Origin of the sequence: Falsirhodobacter sp. 1013 (genome assembly GCF_051195255.1) — a bacterium.
Taxonomy (GTDB): domain Bacteria; phylum Pseudomonadota; class Alphaproteobacteria; order Rhodobacterales; family Rhodobacteraceae; genus Falsirhodobacter.
Genome location: NZ_JBNJLK010000007.1, coordinates 51,184 through 65,876, shown reverse-complemented (window position 1 = coordinate 65,876; position 14,693 = coordinate 51,184). Strand labels below are relative to the sequence as shown.

13 protein-coding genes are annotated in these 14,693 nt (G+C 67.9%); 1 reads left to right on the top strand and 12 read right to left on the bottom strand.

What is annotated here, in order from left to right; translation table 11 throughout:
* Positions 1 to 95 precede the first annotated feature (95 nt).
* The 8 genes from ACSHZY_RS11495 to ACSHZY_RS11460 form a co-directional block, all read right to left on the bottom strand.
* Positions 96 to 1,031, bottom strand: a complete 936-nt coding sequence (locus ACSHZY_RS11495) for an asparaginase (RefSeq protein ID WP_435169229.1) — start codon at positions 1,029 to 1,031, stop codon at positions 96 to 98.
* A complete protein-coding gene (locus ACSHZY_RS11490) occupies positions 1,031 to 2,491 on the bottom strand; it encodes an amino acid permease (protein WP_435169227.1) in 1,461 nt (486 codons plus the stop codon). Before ACSHZY_RS11490 ends, ACSHZY_RS11495 begins: the two co-directional genes overlap by 1 nt.
* 95 nt (positions 2,492 to 2,586) lie before the next feature.
* Positions 2,587 to 3,297, bottom strand: a complete 711-nt coding sequence (locus ACSHZY_RS11485; RefSeq protein ID WP_435169226.1) for a FadR/GntR family transcriptional regulator — start codon at positions 3,295 to 3,297, stop codon at positions 2,587 to 2,589.
* Positions 3,298 to 3,350: 53 nt separating this feature from the next.
* Positions 3,351 to 5,114, bottom strand: coding sequence for an acetyl/propionyl/methylcrotonyl-CoA carboxylase subunit alpha (locus ACSHZY_RS11480; RefSeq protein ID WP_435169224.1), 1,764 nt, complete (start codon positions 5,112 to 5,114; stop codon positions 3,351 to 3,353).
* On the bottom strand, positions 5,111 to 6,685 hold the full coding sequence (locus tag ACSHZY_RS11475) for a carboxyltransferase domain-containing protein (RefSeq protein WP_435169222.1): 1,575 nt from the start codon (positions 6,683 to 6,685) through the stop codon (positions 5,111 to 5,113). Before ACSHZY_RS11475 ends, ACSHZY_RS11480 begins: the two co-directional genes overlap by 4 nt.
* Positions 6,682 to 7,452 carry a putative hydro-lyase gene (locus tag ACSHZY_RS11470; protein WP_435169221.1) on the bottom strand — a complete coding sequence of 257 codons (771 nt, stop codon included), beginning with the start codon at positions 7,450 to 7,452 and terminating at the stop codon, positions 6,682 to 6,684. Before ACSHZY_RS11470 ends, ACSHZY_RS11475 begins: the two co-directional genes overlap by 4 nt.
* Positions 7,449 to 8,213: a LamB/YcsF family protein gene (locus tag ACSHZY_RS11465; protein WP_435169219.1), complete on the bottom strand. Its 765-nt coding sequence runs from the start codon at positions 8,211 to 8,213 to the stop codon at positions 7,449 to 7,451. Before ACSHZY_RS11465 ends, ACSHZY_RS11470 begins: the two co-directional genes overlap by 4 nt.
* 11 nt (positions 8,214 to 8,224) lie before the next feature.
* On the bottom strand, positions 8,225 to 9,460 hold the full coding sequence (locus ACSHZY_RS11460; protein WP_435169217.1) for an NRAMP family divalent metal transporter: 1,236 nt from the start codon (positions 9,458 to 9,460) through the stop codon (positions 8,225 to 8,227).
* A 222-nt stretch (positions 9,461 to 9,682) separates the two neighbouring features.
* On the opposite strand from ACSHZY_RS11460, the gene ACSHZY_RS11455 reads away from it, so the two are divergent.
* A complete protein-coding gene (locus ACSHZY_RS11455) occupies positions 9,683 to 10,348 on the top strand; it encodes a GntR family transcriptional regulator (protein ID WP_435169215.1) in 666 nt (221 codons plus the stop codon).
* A 4-nt stretch (positions 10,349 to 10,352) separates the two neighbouring features.
* Here the strand turns inward: ACSHZY_RS11455 and ACSHZY_RS11450 are convergent, their stop codons facing one another.
* Genes ACSHZY_RS11450 through araD1 form a run of 4 tightly spaced genes read right to left on the bottom strand, consistent with a single transcriptional unit; the run spans position 10,353 to position 14,691 of the window.
* Entirely contained in the window at positions 10,353 to 11,222 is an 870-nt protein-coding gene (locus ACSHZY_RS11450) for an SMP-30/gluconolactonase/LRE family protein (protein ID WP_435169214.1), read from the bottom strand.
* A gap of 12 nt (positions 11,223 to 11,234) precedes the next feature.
* Positions 11,235 to 12,980: an L-arabinonate dehydratase gene (gene araD, locus ACSHZY_RS11445; protein ID WP_435169212.1), complete on the bottom strand. Its 1,746-nt coding sequence runs from the start codon at positions 12,978 to 12,980 to the stop codon at positions 11,235 to 11,237.
* A complete protein-coding gene (locus tag ACSHZY_RS11440) occupies positions 12,977 to 13,702 on the bottom strand; it encodes an SDR family NAD(P)-dependent oxidoreductase (protein ID WP_435169210.1) in 726 nt (241 codons plus the stop codon). The genes araD and ACSHZY_RS11440 overlap by 4 nt, the downstream gene beginning before the upstream one ends.
* A gap of 29 nt (positions 13,703 to 13,731) precedes the next feature.
* Entirely contained in the window at positions 13,732 to 14,691 is a 960-nt protein-coding gene (gene araD1, locus ACSHZY_RS11435; protein ID WP_435169208.1) for an AraD1 family protein, read from the bottom strand.
* Positions 14,692 to 14,693: the final 2 nt, after the last annotated feature.

Below are 14,693 nucleotides of genomic sequence, written 5' to 3'. Positions count from 1 at the left end.
GCGAAAGGAAGTAAACGTCTTTCGTGACGGACTGATGCAAATTCGTGGTGATCGGTAAAAAAGTATCGGCCGGGCGCCTGTTCCTGCACAGGCGCCTAGGCATGCCCGAACAGCCCCGCCCCCAGTGTTTCCACCTGACCCGAGGCGGCAAGCGCTGCCAGCAGGATCCGCGCCTGCCCGGGCCGCAACCGCGCCGCGTGAAGAGCACCGGCCTGCTGAAGATCATGACCACCCCCGCCGCCGCCATAGCTGGGCGTCAGCCGCCCCCGCGGAACGCGGCTGGAGGTGACGACGGGCACCCCTGCGGCCACACAGTCCCGCACCGCCGCCACCACCGCCGGCGTGGCGTTGCCGGATCCAAGCGCGACAAGGACGATGCCCTGCGCCCCTGCGCCCAGGCTGGCCCGGATGTGCAGGTCGTCCCCGCCCGGTGAAATGGCCACGAGGTCGACGCGCAGACCGGCCACCGACGCGGGCAGATGCACCCCCTGCGGCCCAAGCGCGTCGGGCCCGCAAGGGCGGAAGGCGTCCGGTTCGTCCGCGCTGTGCTTGCAGATTCCCCAGACGGGCATGTCGCGGCCACCAAAGACCAGATGCACCCCCGCCGCGCCCGACAGCGCCTTGTGGATCGCGGCGGTCATGTTGGCCGGGCCGTCCGCATGCGGATGATCGTCGGTGAACTGCGCCCCCGTGAACACGACCGGACACCGCGCCCGATGCTGGAGGGACACGAGAAGCGACGTTTCCTCCATCGAATCCGTGCCGTGCAGGATCACGATGCCCGCAACCTCGGGATCGGCAAGCTGCCGGCCCACCGCGTCGCTGACGGCCTGCATCTCCCCCAGCCCCAGGGTGGAGGAGTCGCGCGCGAACAGGTCGACCGGCCGCAGGCGCAAGGGCGGAAGCCCTTCCAGCCGCGCAAGAAGCGCCTGCCCGTCCAGATCCGGCGTGCTGGAGCCATCGGCGTCCCGGCGGCTGGCGATGGTGCCGCCGGTGGCGATGACGGCGATCAGGGGAAGGGCGCCGGCCATCAGCTCAGATCCAGATGGTCGCGGTCGCGGCCCTGTTCGGCGGCAATGCGCGCGATGCGTCCGCGCATCACGAACCAGCCCGCAACCAAGGCCGGGATGATGACCACCAGCGACGCCACGGTGTAGGTGCCGATGGGATAGTCGAAGGCCATCAGCACGACCACGGCCGCAAGAAAGCCCAGCGTCAGGACGCCCGTCGCGGGCGCGCCGAACATCCGAAACTCCGGCCGCGCGATCGCGCCCTTGCGGGACAGGTGCCACAGCTTCAGCTGGCACAGCACGATCGTGCCCCAGGCCGTGATGATGCCAAGGGCAGCGACGTTCAGCGCGATCTCGAACGCGGCGGCGGGGACGACGGCGTTCAGCGCCACCCCCAACACGGTGACGGCGGCCGTGACCGCGATCCCGCCATAAGGCACGCCCGCGCGGTTCATCCGCGCAAGCGCTGCAGGCGCCGATCCCGACACCGCCATGGAATGCAGGATGCGCCCTGTCGAATACAGCCCCGCGTTCAGCGAGGAGATCACCGCCGTCAGCACCACCAGGTTCATGATGACGTCCGCGCCCTGCACGCCGATCCGGCCGAAGAAGGTCACGAACGGGCTTTGACCCGACACATAGGCCGTGTGCGGCAGCAGCAGCGACAGAAGCAGGACGGATCCGACATAGAACACGATCAGCCGCAGGACGACCGTGCGGATGGCGCGCGGCATGACCTTGCGCGGGTCCTCCGTCTCGCCCGCCGTGGTGCCGATCAGCTCGATCGAGGCATAGGCGAAGACGACGCCCTGCATCACGATCAGCGCGGGCAGGACTCCGTTGGGGAAAAAGCCGCCAAATTCGGTAATCGTGGCGAAGCCTGGAACATGGCCGTCGATGGGCGTGCCGGTCACGACGAACCAGATGCCCACGGCAAGAAAGGTGACCAGCGCCAGCACCTTGACGACGCTGAACCAGAACTCCATCTCTCCGAACACCTTCACGGAAAGCATGTTCATCGCCAGCACGAGGATCAGTGCACCAAGGGCGAACATCCATTGGTCGATTCCGGCCAGCCAAGGCACGTAGGCCTTGAAGAAGTTCATGTAAAGCGCGACGGCCGTCACATCCGCGACCGAGGTCATGGCCCAGTTCAGCCAGTACATCCAGCCCGCCGCGAAAGCCATCTTCTCGCCGTAGAACTCGCGCGCATAGGACACGAACGACCCCGAGGTGGGCCGGTGCATGATCAGTTCGCCCAGGGCCCGCAGCACGAGGAAGGCGAAGAACCCGCACAGTGCGTAAACCAGCACCAGCGACGGCCCGGCCGTGTTCAGCCGCCCGCCGGCGCCAAGGAACAGCCCCGTCCCGATGGCGCCCCCGATGGCGATCATCTGGATCTGCCGGGGTTTCAGCCCCTTGTGGTAACCCGCATCCTCGTTGGCAAGCACGGTGCCCACCCCGCTGTCCTGTTGTCGCATCCTGTCCCCTTGATCCGCCGCGCGCTTGTTCCTGCAAAGCTGCATGACAGGTTTGCTGTAAAAGACGGGAGGGTTTGGCGTCAAGGCCATAGGCGTCAGCCGTCGCGCAAAGCCCCCGACCCAAGACGCGCCACCACCTGCCCCACCTTGTCCAAATGGTCGCGCATGGCCGCTTCGGCCGCATCCCGCCGTCCTGCTCGGATCGCTTCCACGATGACGCGGTGTTCGATGTTGGACGCGTCGCGCCGCGTGTCCATCACGTTCAGGAGGCTGGATTGCCGCATCAGGGATTCCCGCGCATCCGCCACGACCCCCGCAAACACGGCGTTCTGCGAACTCTCGGCGATCAGCGCGTGGAAATCGGAATCAAGGCGCACCCAAAGGTCGTGATCCTCCTCCCGCTCCATCCGGCCGCACAGGGCCAGAAGGCGGGACAGCTGGTCCGCATTGCGGCGCAAGGCGGCAAGGCCGGCCGCAGGAACCTCCACGCAGGGGCGGGCTTCGGCCAGATCGCGCGCCGAATAGCGGCCATAGCTGCGATCCGGCGGCGGCGGTTCCAGCACATAGGTGCCGCTGCCGGTCCGGGTCTGGGTAAGGCCCAGCACCTGCAGCGACCGCAACGCTTCGCGCACGATGGGGCGGCTGACGCGGTATTTCAGCGCCAGCTGCGTTTCGGACGGGAGGCGGCCGCCTACGGGGAACTGCCCGGCAAGGATCGCGCCGCGCAACTCCTCAAACACAAGCTCGGCAGCGCTTTTGCGGTGGAAGGGGGCCGGTTGCGCCAGCCAGTGATCGATGTCGTTCATGTGGGCAGGATCGTCCCGCGTCCCGGCCAAGTCAATCCACCGCCCCCTCAGTGTCAGACGATTCGCGCGATGGGCGCCTCGAACGTCAGAAGGTCACCCTGCGCCGCGATGCGCTCCACGCGACCGGCCTTTGGCGCTTCGATCCGGGTTTCCATCTTCATCGCCTCCATCACCGCGATGACGTCGCCCGCGACCACGTCGGCCCCATCCTCCACCTGCCACAGGCTCAGCGTGCCGGAGACGGGTGCCGTGACGGTGCCTTCGGCCAAAGCGGGCGCCGCTTCGGGCGCGGTGCCGCCTGTGGGAAGGGCTGAAAGCAGGCCTTGGGGAAGCCCCAGTTCATGCCGCCGGCCGTCGATCTCGATCGCGACGCGCAGCAGGGCTGGCCCTTGCGACGGCGTGACGCGCGGATGCGCCGCCATCTCGGCCGCCAGCGTGTTGGCGAAGTCCGTCTCGATCCAGCGGGTGTGGACGCGGAAGGCCCCATCCTCGGCGCGGAAGTCCGGCTGGCGCAGCACGGCGCGGTGGAACGGGATGACGGTGGCCACCCCTTCCACACGGAACTCGGCCAGCGCGCGGGCGGCGCGGGCCAACGCCTCGTCGCGGGTGGCGCCGGTCACGATCAGCTTGGCCATCATGGAATCGAAACTGGCCGCCACGCTTCCGCCCGTGGTCACGCCGCTGTCCATCCGGACGCCGGGGCCCGAAGGCGCGTCCCACAGATCGACCGGGCCGGGCGTGGGCAGGAAGCCGCGCGCCGGATCCTCGGCGTTGATGCGGAACTCAATGGAATGGCCGCGCGGGGCGGGTGTCGTGTCATCCGCCAGCCGCGCGCCCGCGGCCACGCGGATCATCGCGCGGACAAGGTCGATGCCGGTTGTCTCCTCCGTCACCGGATGTTCGACCTGAAGGCGGGTGTTGACCTCCAGGAAGGACAGGGTGCCGTTTTCCGACAGCAGGAATTCGACGGTTCCAGCTCCGCTGTAGCCCGCCTTGGCGCAGACGTCGCGGGCGGAGTCCAGAATGCGCTGCGTCATCGACGGATCAAGGAAAGGCGCAGGCGCTTCCTCCACCAGCTTCTGGTTGCGCCGCTGAAGCGAACAGTCCCGCGTGCCCAGCACTTTCACGGTGCCGTGGCGGTCGGCCAGAACCTGCGCCTCGATGTGGCGGGGGCGGTTCAGGAACTGTTCGACGAAACATGCGCCGCGGCCAAAGGCGGTGACAGCCTCGCGCGTGGCGCTTTCGAACAGCTCCTCCACCTCCTCCAGCCGCCAGGCGACCTTCATGCCACGCCCGCCGCCGCCATGCGCGGCCTTGATGGCCAAAGGCAGGCCATGATCGCGCGCGAAGGCCAGCGCCTCGGCCGCCGTGACCGGACCGGAAGAGCCTGCGACGAGGGGCGCGCCTACGCTTTCCGCGATGCGGCGCGCCTCGATCTTGTCGCCAAGGGCCTCGATCACCTGCGGGTCGGGGCCGATCCAGATCAGGCCCGCATCCAGCACCGCCTGCGCGAAATCGGCGCGTTCGGACAGGAAGCCATAGCCGGGATGGACAGCATCCGCGCCGGACTTCGCCGCGATGGCAAGGATCTTTGCGGCGTTCAGATAGGTGTCGGCGGGGGTGTCGCCGTTCAGGGCATAAGCCTCATCCGCCGCGCGCACGAACATCGCGTCCCGGTCGGCGTCGGCATAGATCGCGACCGAGGCGATGCCTTCGTCCCGGCAGGCGCGGATGACCCGCAGCGCGATTTCCCCGCGGTTGGCGATCAGGATGCGGCGGATCGGACGCGGATCAGGGGTGTCGATGAAAAGGGTCATGGCGCGGCCTCAGGCTCGATGGGGGCGAAGGGGTGGCGTGCGACAAAGCGGATGCGCGCCCCCGGCGGGATTTGTGCGGCAAGGTCCAGCGCGTCCGGGTGAACCGTCGCGATGACCGGATAGCCGCCGGTCAGGGGATGGTCGGCCAGAAAGAACACGGGTTGGCCCGAATGCGGGATCTGGATCGCACCCGTTTCCGTCCCTTCGGAAGGCAGTTCGCGCGGACCGCGCGTCAGGGGCTCCGCCCCCTCCAGTCGCATGCCGACGCGGGACGACAGGGGGGACACGGTCCAGTCCTGCGTCAGGAACCGCTCCACCTGATCCGTGTCGAACCAGTCGGTGCGGGGGCCGAGGGTCACAGGGATCTCCACCACCTCCCCCGCTGCCGGAAGGGCTGTGCGGGAGGAAGGCGCGGCATCGACAGCGCCCGCCGACGCGTGGCCCAAAGGCACCACGCTGCCGGTCACCAGCGGCTCCGGCCCGATATGGGCCAGCGTATCGCGCGAGGCGGAGCCCATGACCGCCGCCACCCCGAAGCCGCCGCGCACAGCCAGATAGCTGCGCATCCCGCGCGCGGGCGGGAGCAGAACCAACGTCTCACCCGCGTCCAGCGCGAAGGGGCGCGTCAGGTCGACGGGGACGCGCAGGTCACCCGCCTCAATCTCCGCCCGGTCGGCGGCGCCTTCCAGCGCCAGCGTCACGGGCTCGTCCACGGTCAGGCGGACGGGGCCCAGCGTGATCTCCAGCACTGCCGCGCCCGAGGGGTTGCCGACGCGGCGGTTGGCGCGGCGCAGGCTGCCCACGTCTAAAGCGCCGGAGGCCGAAACCCCCTGACCGCCCTGCCCCGGACGCCCTTCGTCCTGAAGTGTGATGGGGAAAGCGGTGGCCGTGACGCGCAGACCATCGGTCACGGCGGCAGGCTGCGGTGCGGGCGCGCGGGTCGTCGCCGCCCGCTCCACAAAGCGGACCCGCTGGCCGGGGGCCAGCAGCGCCGGCGGATCGCGGGACAAGTCGAACATCGGCACGTCGGTGCGTCCGATCAACTGCCAGCCGCCCGGCGCTTCCAGCGGATAGATGCCCGAGAAGCGCCCCCCGAGCGCCACCGACCCCGGCGGGATCTTCGTGCGCGGCGAGGACCGGCGCGGCACATCGAAGCGCGGATCGTCGCAGGTCATGTAGGCGAAACCGGGCGCAAAGCCGCAGAAGGCCACCTGCCAGACCAGCGCCTGATGCGCGGCGATCACCTCGTCCACCGGCAGGTTCATCAGGCGGGAGACTTCGGCCAGATCCTCGCCATCATAGGTGACGGGCAGTTCGATCACGGGTGCGGTGTTTTCGGGCGGCGCGGTTCCGGGCGGCGGGCGGCGGGACAGGATGGCCGCGGCCAGCGCGCCGTCCGCGGCGTAGCCGACCTTCGTGCGCACCATCAGCGTGCAGGCGGCGGGCACGATCTCGGCCACGCCCTCCACCGGGTTGGCGTTCAGAGCGTCGAACAGAACCAGCGTTTCGTCCAGATCGGCAAGCTCGACCAGTAGCGTGCCGGGGCCGACGGGCAGGAAGGTCACGCTCATACATGCCACCGCGTGTCGGGGATGTCGGTGACGAACATGTGGCCGGGCGCGTGCGTGATGGCAAAGGGCACGCCCGAGGCCATGACCGCCGCCTGCGGTGTCACGCCACAGGCCCAGAAGACCGGGATCTCGCCTTCCCGCACCTCCACCGCGTCGCCGAAATCAGGATGGAACAGGTCCGCGATGCCAAGCGCCGCCGGATCGCCGATGTGCACCGGCGCGCCATGCACGGCGGGGGTGCGGGCCGTGATGGTCACCGCGTCCGCCACGCGATCCGCCGGGATGGGGCGCATCGACACGACCATCGGGCCCTGCATCCGGCCTGCGGAGCGGCAGGCGCGATTGGTGGAATACATCGGCACGTTGCAGCCTTGGGCGATGTGCCGCACCTCGATACCCGCCTGTTGCAGCGGGGTTTCGAACGTGAAGGAACAGCCGATCAGGAAGGTCACGAGGTCCGGATGCTCGGCCCAGGCCGCCGTCGCGTCCGCCACCTCCTCGGCCAGCCGCCCGTCTCGCCAGATGCGGTACAAGGGAAGGTCGCGGCGCAGGTCGGCGCCTTCGGCCAGAACCGTGTCGAAACGGCCGGCTTCGGTCACGTCCAGCACAGGGCACGGCTTCGGGTTGCGTTGCGCATAGAGCAGGAAGTCCCATGCCCAATCCTTGGGGAGGGAGATCATGTTGCACTGCGTGAAACCGGGGGCCATTCCGGCGGTCGGGGCCACCAGCCCCTCACGGCAGGCAAGGCGGGCATCAAGAGGGGTCATACTGCGAAGCTCCGGATCTCTACCCCGCCCTGCACCAGCACGTCGCGCACGCGTTGCGCCATGGCCACCGCCCCGGGGCTGTCGCCATGGATGCAGATGCTGTCGGCCTGAAGTTCAAGGGTGGAGCCGTCGATCGCCTCGATCACGCCCTCGGTCGCAAGGCGCAGCATGCGGGCGGCGACGGTGTCCGGATCGTGCAGGACGGCCCCCGCCTCGCGCCGCGAGACAAGCGTGCCTTCCGGCGTGTAGGCGCGGTCGGCGAACGCCTCTGCCACCACCGGCAGACCGGCGGCGCGGGCGCGGTCCAGGATCGGCGCACCGGCCAATCCCATCATCACCAGCGACGGATCGACCGCCAGCATCCCCGCGATCACCGCATCCGCCTGCCGCGCGTCGCCCGCGATGGTGTTGTAAAGGGCGCCGTGCGGCTTGACGTAGCGGACGCGCGTGCCCGCCGCCTGCGCCAGCCCCTGAAGCGCACCGATCTGGTAGATCACGTCGGCGCTCAGCTCCGCCGACGTCACGTCCATGTTGCGGCGCCCGAAGCCCACCCGGTCGGGATAGGAGACGTGTGCCCCCACCACGACACCGCGTTCCACCGCCTGTTTCAGCGTCTGCAGGATCCCGGACGGATCGCCGGCGTGAAAACCGCAGGCCACGTTGGCCGAACTGACGACGCCCAGCATCGTGGCGTCGTCGCCCATGGTCCAGGCGCCGTAGCCTTCGCCCAGATCGCTGTTCAGGTCGATATGCGGTGCCATGAAGGTCCTCCTTACAGGCCGATGAAGGCGAAGATGTTGCCGACGGATTTGTAGCCCATGTACCAGGTCAGGGCACAAACCAGCGCGCTGGCGACCAACAGCGGACGGTTGTACCGGTGTCCGCCCATCAGGTCCGACCGGGCAAAGCCGATCCAGGTGAAGATCGTCAGGCCGATGGGCAGGATCAACCCGTTGAAGCCGCCGACGAAGACGAGGATCGCGGCCGGGGGCGTTGTCATGACCAGATACACGGCCAGCGACACGGCGATGAAGATGACGGTCGCGATGTTGCGCGCGCGGTCGGTCATCGGCGTGAACACCGGCAGGAAGCTGACCGAGGTGTAGGCCGCCCCGATCACCGAGGTGATGGCCGCCGCCCAGAACACGAGGCCGAAGATGCGAAGCCCGACCTCTCCGGCCGCGTGGCTGAAGGCCTGGGCGGCAGGGTTGGCGGTCTGGCTGGACAGGTCCAGCGTCACGCCGCTGGCGACGACGCCGAGGATCGCGAGGAACAGCACGAAGCGCATCACGCCGGTCACGGCGATGCCGGTCAGGGCGGCCCGGGTGACGGCGGGCAGATGCTCCGGGCCCGTCAGGCCCTTGTCGATCAAGCGATGCGCGCCGGAATAGGTGATGTAGCCGCCCACCGTGCCGCCCACGATGGTGGTGATCGTCGCGAAGTCGATGGTGTCGGGCAGGATCGTCTGGCGCAGCGCCTCACCCACCGGGGGGCCTGACACGAAGGCGACGAACACGGTCAGCGCGATCATTACGATGCCGAGGACGATGATGATGCGATCCAGCAGCACGCCCGCGCGGGCCGACAGGAATATCCCGATGGCCAGCAGCGCCGACAGCGCGCCGCCGATCTTTGGCGGCAAGCCCAGCAGCGCGTTCAGGCCAAGACCCGCCCCCGCGATGTTGCCGACGTTGAAGGCCAGCCCGCCAATGATGACCAGGATCGCCAGAAGATATCCCGCCCCCGGCAGGGCGATGTTGGCCGTTTCGGCCGCGCGGCGACGTGTCAGGGCTGTGATGCGCCAGATGTTCAGCTGCACCACAAAGTCGATCACGATGGAGGCGAGGATCGCGAAGGCGAAGGCCGCACCCAGCTTGGCCGTGAACGTGGCCGTCTGGGTGATGAAGCCCGGCCCGATCGCCGAGGTCGCCATGAGGAAAATGGCCGCCATGAACGAGCCGCGAAGCGTCGCGGTGCTGGCGGAAGGTGTGGTCGCGTCGCCGCTCATCGAAATCTCTCCCTGTTTGAAGACACGCAATGCGGACCACAAAGATCCCCCTCCCGTGGAACCGCAACCTGACACTACACGCGGGACAACATTGTTCAACGATTTTTGCAGCTATTGACCGAAACCGTGCCGAAGCGATGAAAAAGCGGGCAAAGGAAAATAACTCGCCTCTTGGTTCCTGTTGTCGATCCGCGCTATCTGCCAGAACGTTGCACCCGAAGGATGACCATGACCGCGCACGACCTCATTTCCGGCCTTGCCGAACAGGTGGCCCTTTCCCTGCGCGACCGCATCATCGGGGGGGAGTTGACGCCCGGCCTGCGCCTGTCCGAAACGCGGCTGGCGGCGGAGCTTGGGATTTCGCGCAACACGCTGCGCGAGGTGTTCCGCCTTCTGACGCGCGACGGATTGCTGCGGCATGAACCCAACCGCGGGGTGTTCGTGGCCACGCCGTCCATGGCCGCCATCCTCGACATCTATCGCGTGCGCCGATTGATCGAGATTCCGGCGCTGGCCCAAGGTTGGCCGCGCCACGCCGCCGTGGTGAAGATGCACGCGGCCGTGGACAAGGCGGAAGGACTGAAGGCGCAGGGCGACTGGCGTGGCGTGGGCAGCGCCAACATGGAGTTCCACACGGCGATCGTGGCACTGGCCGACAGCCCGCGGCTGGACCGTTTCTTCGCGCAGGTGGTGGCGGAGATGCGGCTGGCCTTTGGCCTTCTTGGCAGCCCCGAGGAGTTGCACGCCCCCTACATCCAGCGCAATCGCGACATCCTGCAGCGGCTGGAGGCAGGGGACGGCCCCGCCGCCGCCGGCGAACTGGAACGTTATCTGGGAGTGTCGGAACGCAACCTGATGGCGGCCTTTGCGCGCCTGACAGGGGAATGACCGTTCAACGGGGCAGGATGACCGACGGTTCGGGCACGCCCCGCACGGGCTGATCGTTCAGGCGGGCAGCGCGGCGGAAGGTCTTGCCGCCATGCGGTTCGTTGGCCCGCATTTCGTCGTCCATTCCTTCAAGGGCAGAGGTTGCGAAAAGCTCCGTCATGTCCACACCTCCAAAGGCTGGACAGGAAATCTGGGTGGCAGGGAAGCGTTCCTCGCCCAGGTATCCGGCATCCGGACCATAGCAGGCCACGCGGCCCGCACCCCACTGGGCCAGCCACAGCCGGCCTTCAGCGTCCAAGGTCGCGCCATCGGGGAAAAGGCCCTGATCCGTCAGGTCCAGAAACACCTCGGCCGGGGCCAAGGGCCAGCCGGTCGCGGGATCCAGCGGCTGGCGGAACACCGTTTGCGCCTTTGTGTCCGCGAAATAGGCCAGATGCGCGCCGGCGTTGAAGCAGATCGCGTTGGGGATCGTGATGTCGGGGTGCAGCTTGCGCAGCTCGCCCCCGTGCCAGCGATAGATGGCGCCCTGCCCCTCTTCGGCCTTGCGGCCCATGGTGCCGATCCAGAAGCCGCCCCAGGGGTCGGCCTTGCCGTCATTGCTGCGGGTGTCCGGCCGGTCCGCTTCCAGATCCTGCACCCGGTGCCGGTGCCCCGTGGTCAGGTGCAACACCCAAAGGGCGCTGGCCGACGCAACCAGAAGACGGTCCACATCGATCCAGCCCGCGGCCGAGACCGGCTCGTCCCAGTCCCAGTGCCGCCCCTCGCCATAGAGCCGGTGCGAGAGGATGTCGAACCAGAAGAACTCGGCGCGCTTGGGGTGCCAGAAGGCTCCCTCCCCCAGTTCGCAACGTGTGTGGTTGTGGATCATCGACATCCTCCTTTTTGTTCAGTGGCTGTCCTTGCCGACCGCCGACCCGCGGCATCCGCGCAGGAAGTCAAAGTCGGCCCCCGTGTCGGCGCCCTGCACGTGGGCGTGGAAAATATGGGCATATCCTCCGGTCGGCGGCTCCACCACCGGCTGCCATGCGGCCAGACGCGCGGCCAGTTCCTCGTCGGAAATGTCCAGGTGCAGACGGCGCGCCTCCACGTCCAGCTCGATCATGTCGCCGTTGCGAACCACGGCCAGCGGGCCACCCACCGCCGCCTCGGGCGAGGTGTGGAGGACCACGGTGCCGTAGGCCGTGCCCGACATCCGCGCGTCCGAAATCCGCACCATGTCCGTGATGCCCTTGCGCAGCACCTTGGGCGGAAGGCCCATGTTGCCCACCTCGGCCATGCCGGGATAGCCCTTGGGACCGCAGTTCTTCAGGACCATCACGCAGGTTTCGTCAATGTCCAGCGCCTCGTCGTTGATCTTGGCCTTGTAGTCGTCGATGTCCTCGAACACGACGGCGCGGCCGCGATGTTTCATCAGGTGCGCGCTGGCGGCGGACGGCTTCAGGACCGCACCCTTTGGCGCGAGGTTGCCCTTCAGCACCGCGATGCCGCCATGCGGAGCCAAAGGCTGGGTCACCGGCAGGATAACGTCGCCGTCATAGCCGATCACGTGCTGCACCTCGTCCCAGATGGACTGGCCGGACACGGTCAGCGCGTCCTTGTGCAGCAACTCCGCCTCACCCAGCCGCTTGATGACGACCGGCAGACCGCCGGCATAGAAGAACTCCTCCATCAGGTATTTCCCCGAGGGCATGAGGTTCACGATGGTCGGCACGTCGCGGCCCAGCCGGTCCCAGTCGTCCAGGCTGATGTCGATGCCCACGCGGCCGGCCATGGCCAGAAGGTGGATGACCGCATTGGTCGATCCGCCGATGGCGCCGTTGGTGCGGATCGCGTTCTCGAACGCCTGACGCGTCATGATGTCGGACGGCTTCAGGTCGTCCTTCACCATCTGCACGATGCGGCGGCCGGACATCTGCGCCATCACGCGGCGGCGGCTGTCCACGGCGGGGATCGCGGCGTTGCCCGACAGGGCCATACCCAACGCTTCGGCCATCGACGCCATCGTGCTGGCGGTGCCCATCGTGTTGCACGTCCCCGAGGACCGGGACATGGACGCCTCGGCTTCCAGGAACTCGGCCTGCGTCATCTCTCCGGCCTTCACCATTTCGGAGAACTTCCACAGGTGGGTGCCGGAGCCGACGCGTTCGCCGCGGAAATAGCCGTTCAGCATCGGCCCGCCCGTCACCACGATGGACGGCAGATCGACCGAGGCCGCGCCCATGATCAGGCTGGGCGTGGTCTTGTCACAGCCGACCAGCAGCACGCAGCCGTCCATCGGCTGGCCGCGGATCGCCTCCTCCACCGCCATGGCGGCCAGGTTGCGATACATCATCGCCGTCGGGCGATAGGTGTTTTCCGACGCGGAAAAGACCGGAACCTCCACCGGGAAGCCGCCGGCCTCCCAGATGCCGGCCTTCACCTTTTCGGACAGTTCCCGAAGGTGGCCGTTGCACGGCGTCAGGTCCGACCAGGTGTTCAGGACGCCGATTACGGGGCGCCCGTCGAACAGGTCGTGCGGGTAGCCCTGGTTCTTCATCCAGCCCCGGTGATAGATCGTATCGCGCGAGGTGCCGCCGTACCAATGCTGCGAACGCAGCTGCCGGGGCCAGGGTTTGGGTGTAAAGCCGGTCATGTCCAGCCTCCGTCTACTATGTAATTCTGCGCCGAGCACATGCGCGACGCGTCGGAACCGAGGAACAGCGCCATCTGGGCGATGTCCTCGGGAAGAAGTTCATCGGGAAGCGCCTGGCTGCGGGCAATGCGGGCGCGCCCGGCATCGTCCACCCACAACCGGCGCTGGCGATCGGTCATCACCCAGCCGGGGCTGATTGTGTTGACCCGGATGCGGTCCCGGCCCAGCTCGCGGGCCAGTGCCCGGGTCAGCCCGTGCACCCCGGCCTTGGCTGCGGCATAGACCGGATATTCAGCGCCGCCAATCATCCACGAAATGGAGGCGAAGTTTACGATCGACCCGCCCCCCGCTTCCCGCATCATCGGGGCCACGCTTTGCGCCGCGAAGATCTGGTGCCGCAGGTTGACGGCCATCAGCGCGTCGAAGCCTTCGGGCGTCAGGTCGGTCAGCGTGTGGCGACGGTCGTTGCCGGCGTTGTTGATCAGGATCGCGATCGACCCGTGATCCTGCGCCAGCGACAGGATCGCCGATTGCAGATCCCGCGTCCGCGTCAGGTCGCAGCGCACGAAGGGCGCCTGATACCCTTCCCTCGCCAACCGGGCGGACAGGGCCCGCCCCTCCGTTTCGGCGATGTCGACAAAGCAGGCGATGGCGTCCTGCCGGGCGAACGCCTCCACCATGGCGGCGCCGATGCCGGTCGCGCCGCCGGTGATCAGCGCCACGCGCCCGGCAAGATCGGGGTAGTGGGCCGTCACAGCACCGACACGGCGACGGGCCGCGTCGCGTCCTCCCTTCCCGCTGCAAGGGGGTTCGACAGGGGCAGCCCGAATTCCGGGGCCGAGATTTCGAACACGTCGCCCGGTTCAGTCTGGACACCCTGCGCGAAGGACAGTGTCGCCGTGCCGAACATGTGGACGTGCAGATCGCCCGGCTGGCAGAAGGTGGCGTATTTGAAGTGGTGGTGTTCGAGGTTGGCGATCGAATGGCTCATGTTTGCCTCACCCGAAAGAAACTCCGCCTGGAAGATCGGGGCGCCGTTGCGCAGGATGCGTGAAGTGCCGCGAATGTCCGGCGGAAGATCCCCCACCAGCAGCTCCGGCCCGAAGGACGCGGGGCGCAGCTTTGAATGGGCCAGGAACAGGTAGTTGATCCGTTCCGTCACGTGGTCCGAGAATTCGTTGGCAAGGCTGAAGCCCACGCGATGCGGCACGCCGCCCGGCCCGATGATGTAGAAGCCCGCGATCTCCGGCTCCTCCCCCCCGTCCAGCGCGAAGGCGGGGGAGGTCAGGGGATCGCCGGGGGCCACGGCCTGCACACCCGTGCCCTTGTAGAACCATTCCGGCTGCACGCCGACGCCTTGGGCGGGCTTGCCGCCTTCCAGACCCATGCGGAACATCTTCATGCTGTCCGACAGGCCTTCAGTCGCGTGCATCGCGTCGCGGGCGCTGGCCGACCCGGTATGGGTCAGGCCAGTCCCGGTCAGGAACATGCGGGCGGGTTCGGGATGGCGCAGCGGCACGTCCAGCTTGCCTTGCGCGGCCAGGGCGGGAAGATCCACCTCCTCCCCCCCCTTGGGGATGACCGAAAGCAACGAGCGTTGCGCGCGGATGGCCTCGCTGGCCAGATCGAAGATCGTCACGCCGGGGATCAGCCGGGTGGTGGTGTCGACGCGGACGACGACACCGCCGGACTTCAGTTGGCTCAGATGCATGG

Coding starts and splice junctions, on each gene's coding strand:
- ACSHZY_RS11495 (WP_435169229.1), bottom strand. CDS start 1,031: ATGGCCGGCGCCCTTCCCCTGATCGCCGTCATCGCCACCGGCGGCACC.
- ACSHZY_RS11490 (WP_435169227.1), bottom strand. CDS start 2,491: ATGCGACAACAGGACAGCGGGGTGGGCACCGTGCTTGCCAACGAGGAT.
- ACSHZY_RS11485 (WP_435169226.1), bottom strand. CDS start 3,297: ATGAACGACATCGATCACTGGCTGGCGCAACCGGCCCCCTTCCACCGC.
- ACSHZY_RS11480 (WP_435169224.1), bottom strand. CDS start 5,114: ATGACCCTTTTCATCGACACCCCTGATCCGCGTCCGATCCGCCGCATC.
- ACSHZY_RS11475 (WP_435169222.1), bottom strand. CDS start 6,685: ATGAGCGTGACCTTCCTGCCCGTCGGCCCCGGCACGCTACTGGTCGAG.
- ACSHZY_RS11470 (WP_435169221.1), bottom strand. CDS start 7,452: ATGACCCCTCTTGATGCCCGCCTTGCCTGCCGTGAGGGGCTGGTGGCC.
- ACSHZY_RS11465 (WP_435169219.1), bottom strand. CDS start 8,213: ATGGCACCGCATATCGACCTGAACAGCGATCTGGGCGAAGGCTACGGC.
- ACSHZY_RS11460 (WP_435169217.1), bottom strand. CDS start 9,460: ATGAGCGGCGACGCGACCACACCTTCCGCCAGCACCGCGACGCTTCGC.
- ACSHZY_RS11455 (WP_435169215.1), top strand. CDS start 9,683: ATGACCATGACCGCGCACGACCTCATTTCCGGCCTTGCCGAACAGGTG.
- ACSHZY_RS11450 (WP_435169214.1), bottom strand. CDS start 11,222: ATGTCGATGATCCACAACCACACACGTTGCGAACTGGGGGAGGGAGCC.
- araD (WP_435169212.1), bottom strand. CDS start 12,980: ATGACCGGCTTTACACCCAAACCCTGGCCCCGGCAGCTGCGTTCGCAG.
- araD1 (WP_435169208.1), bottom strand. CDS start 14,691: ATGCATCTGAGCCAACTGAAGTCCGGCGGTGTCGTCGTCCGCGTCGAC.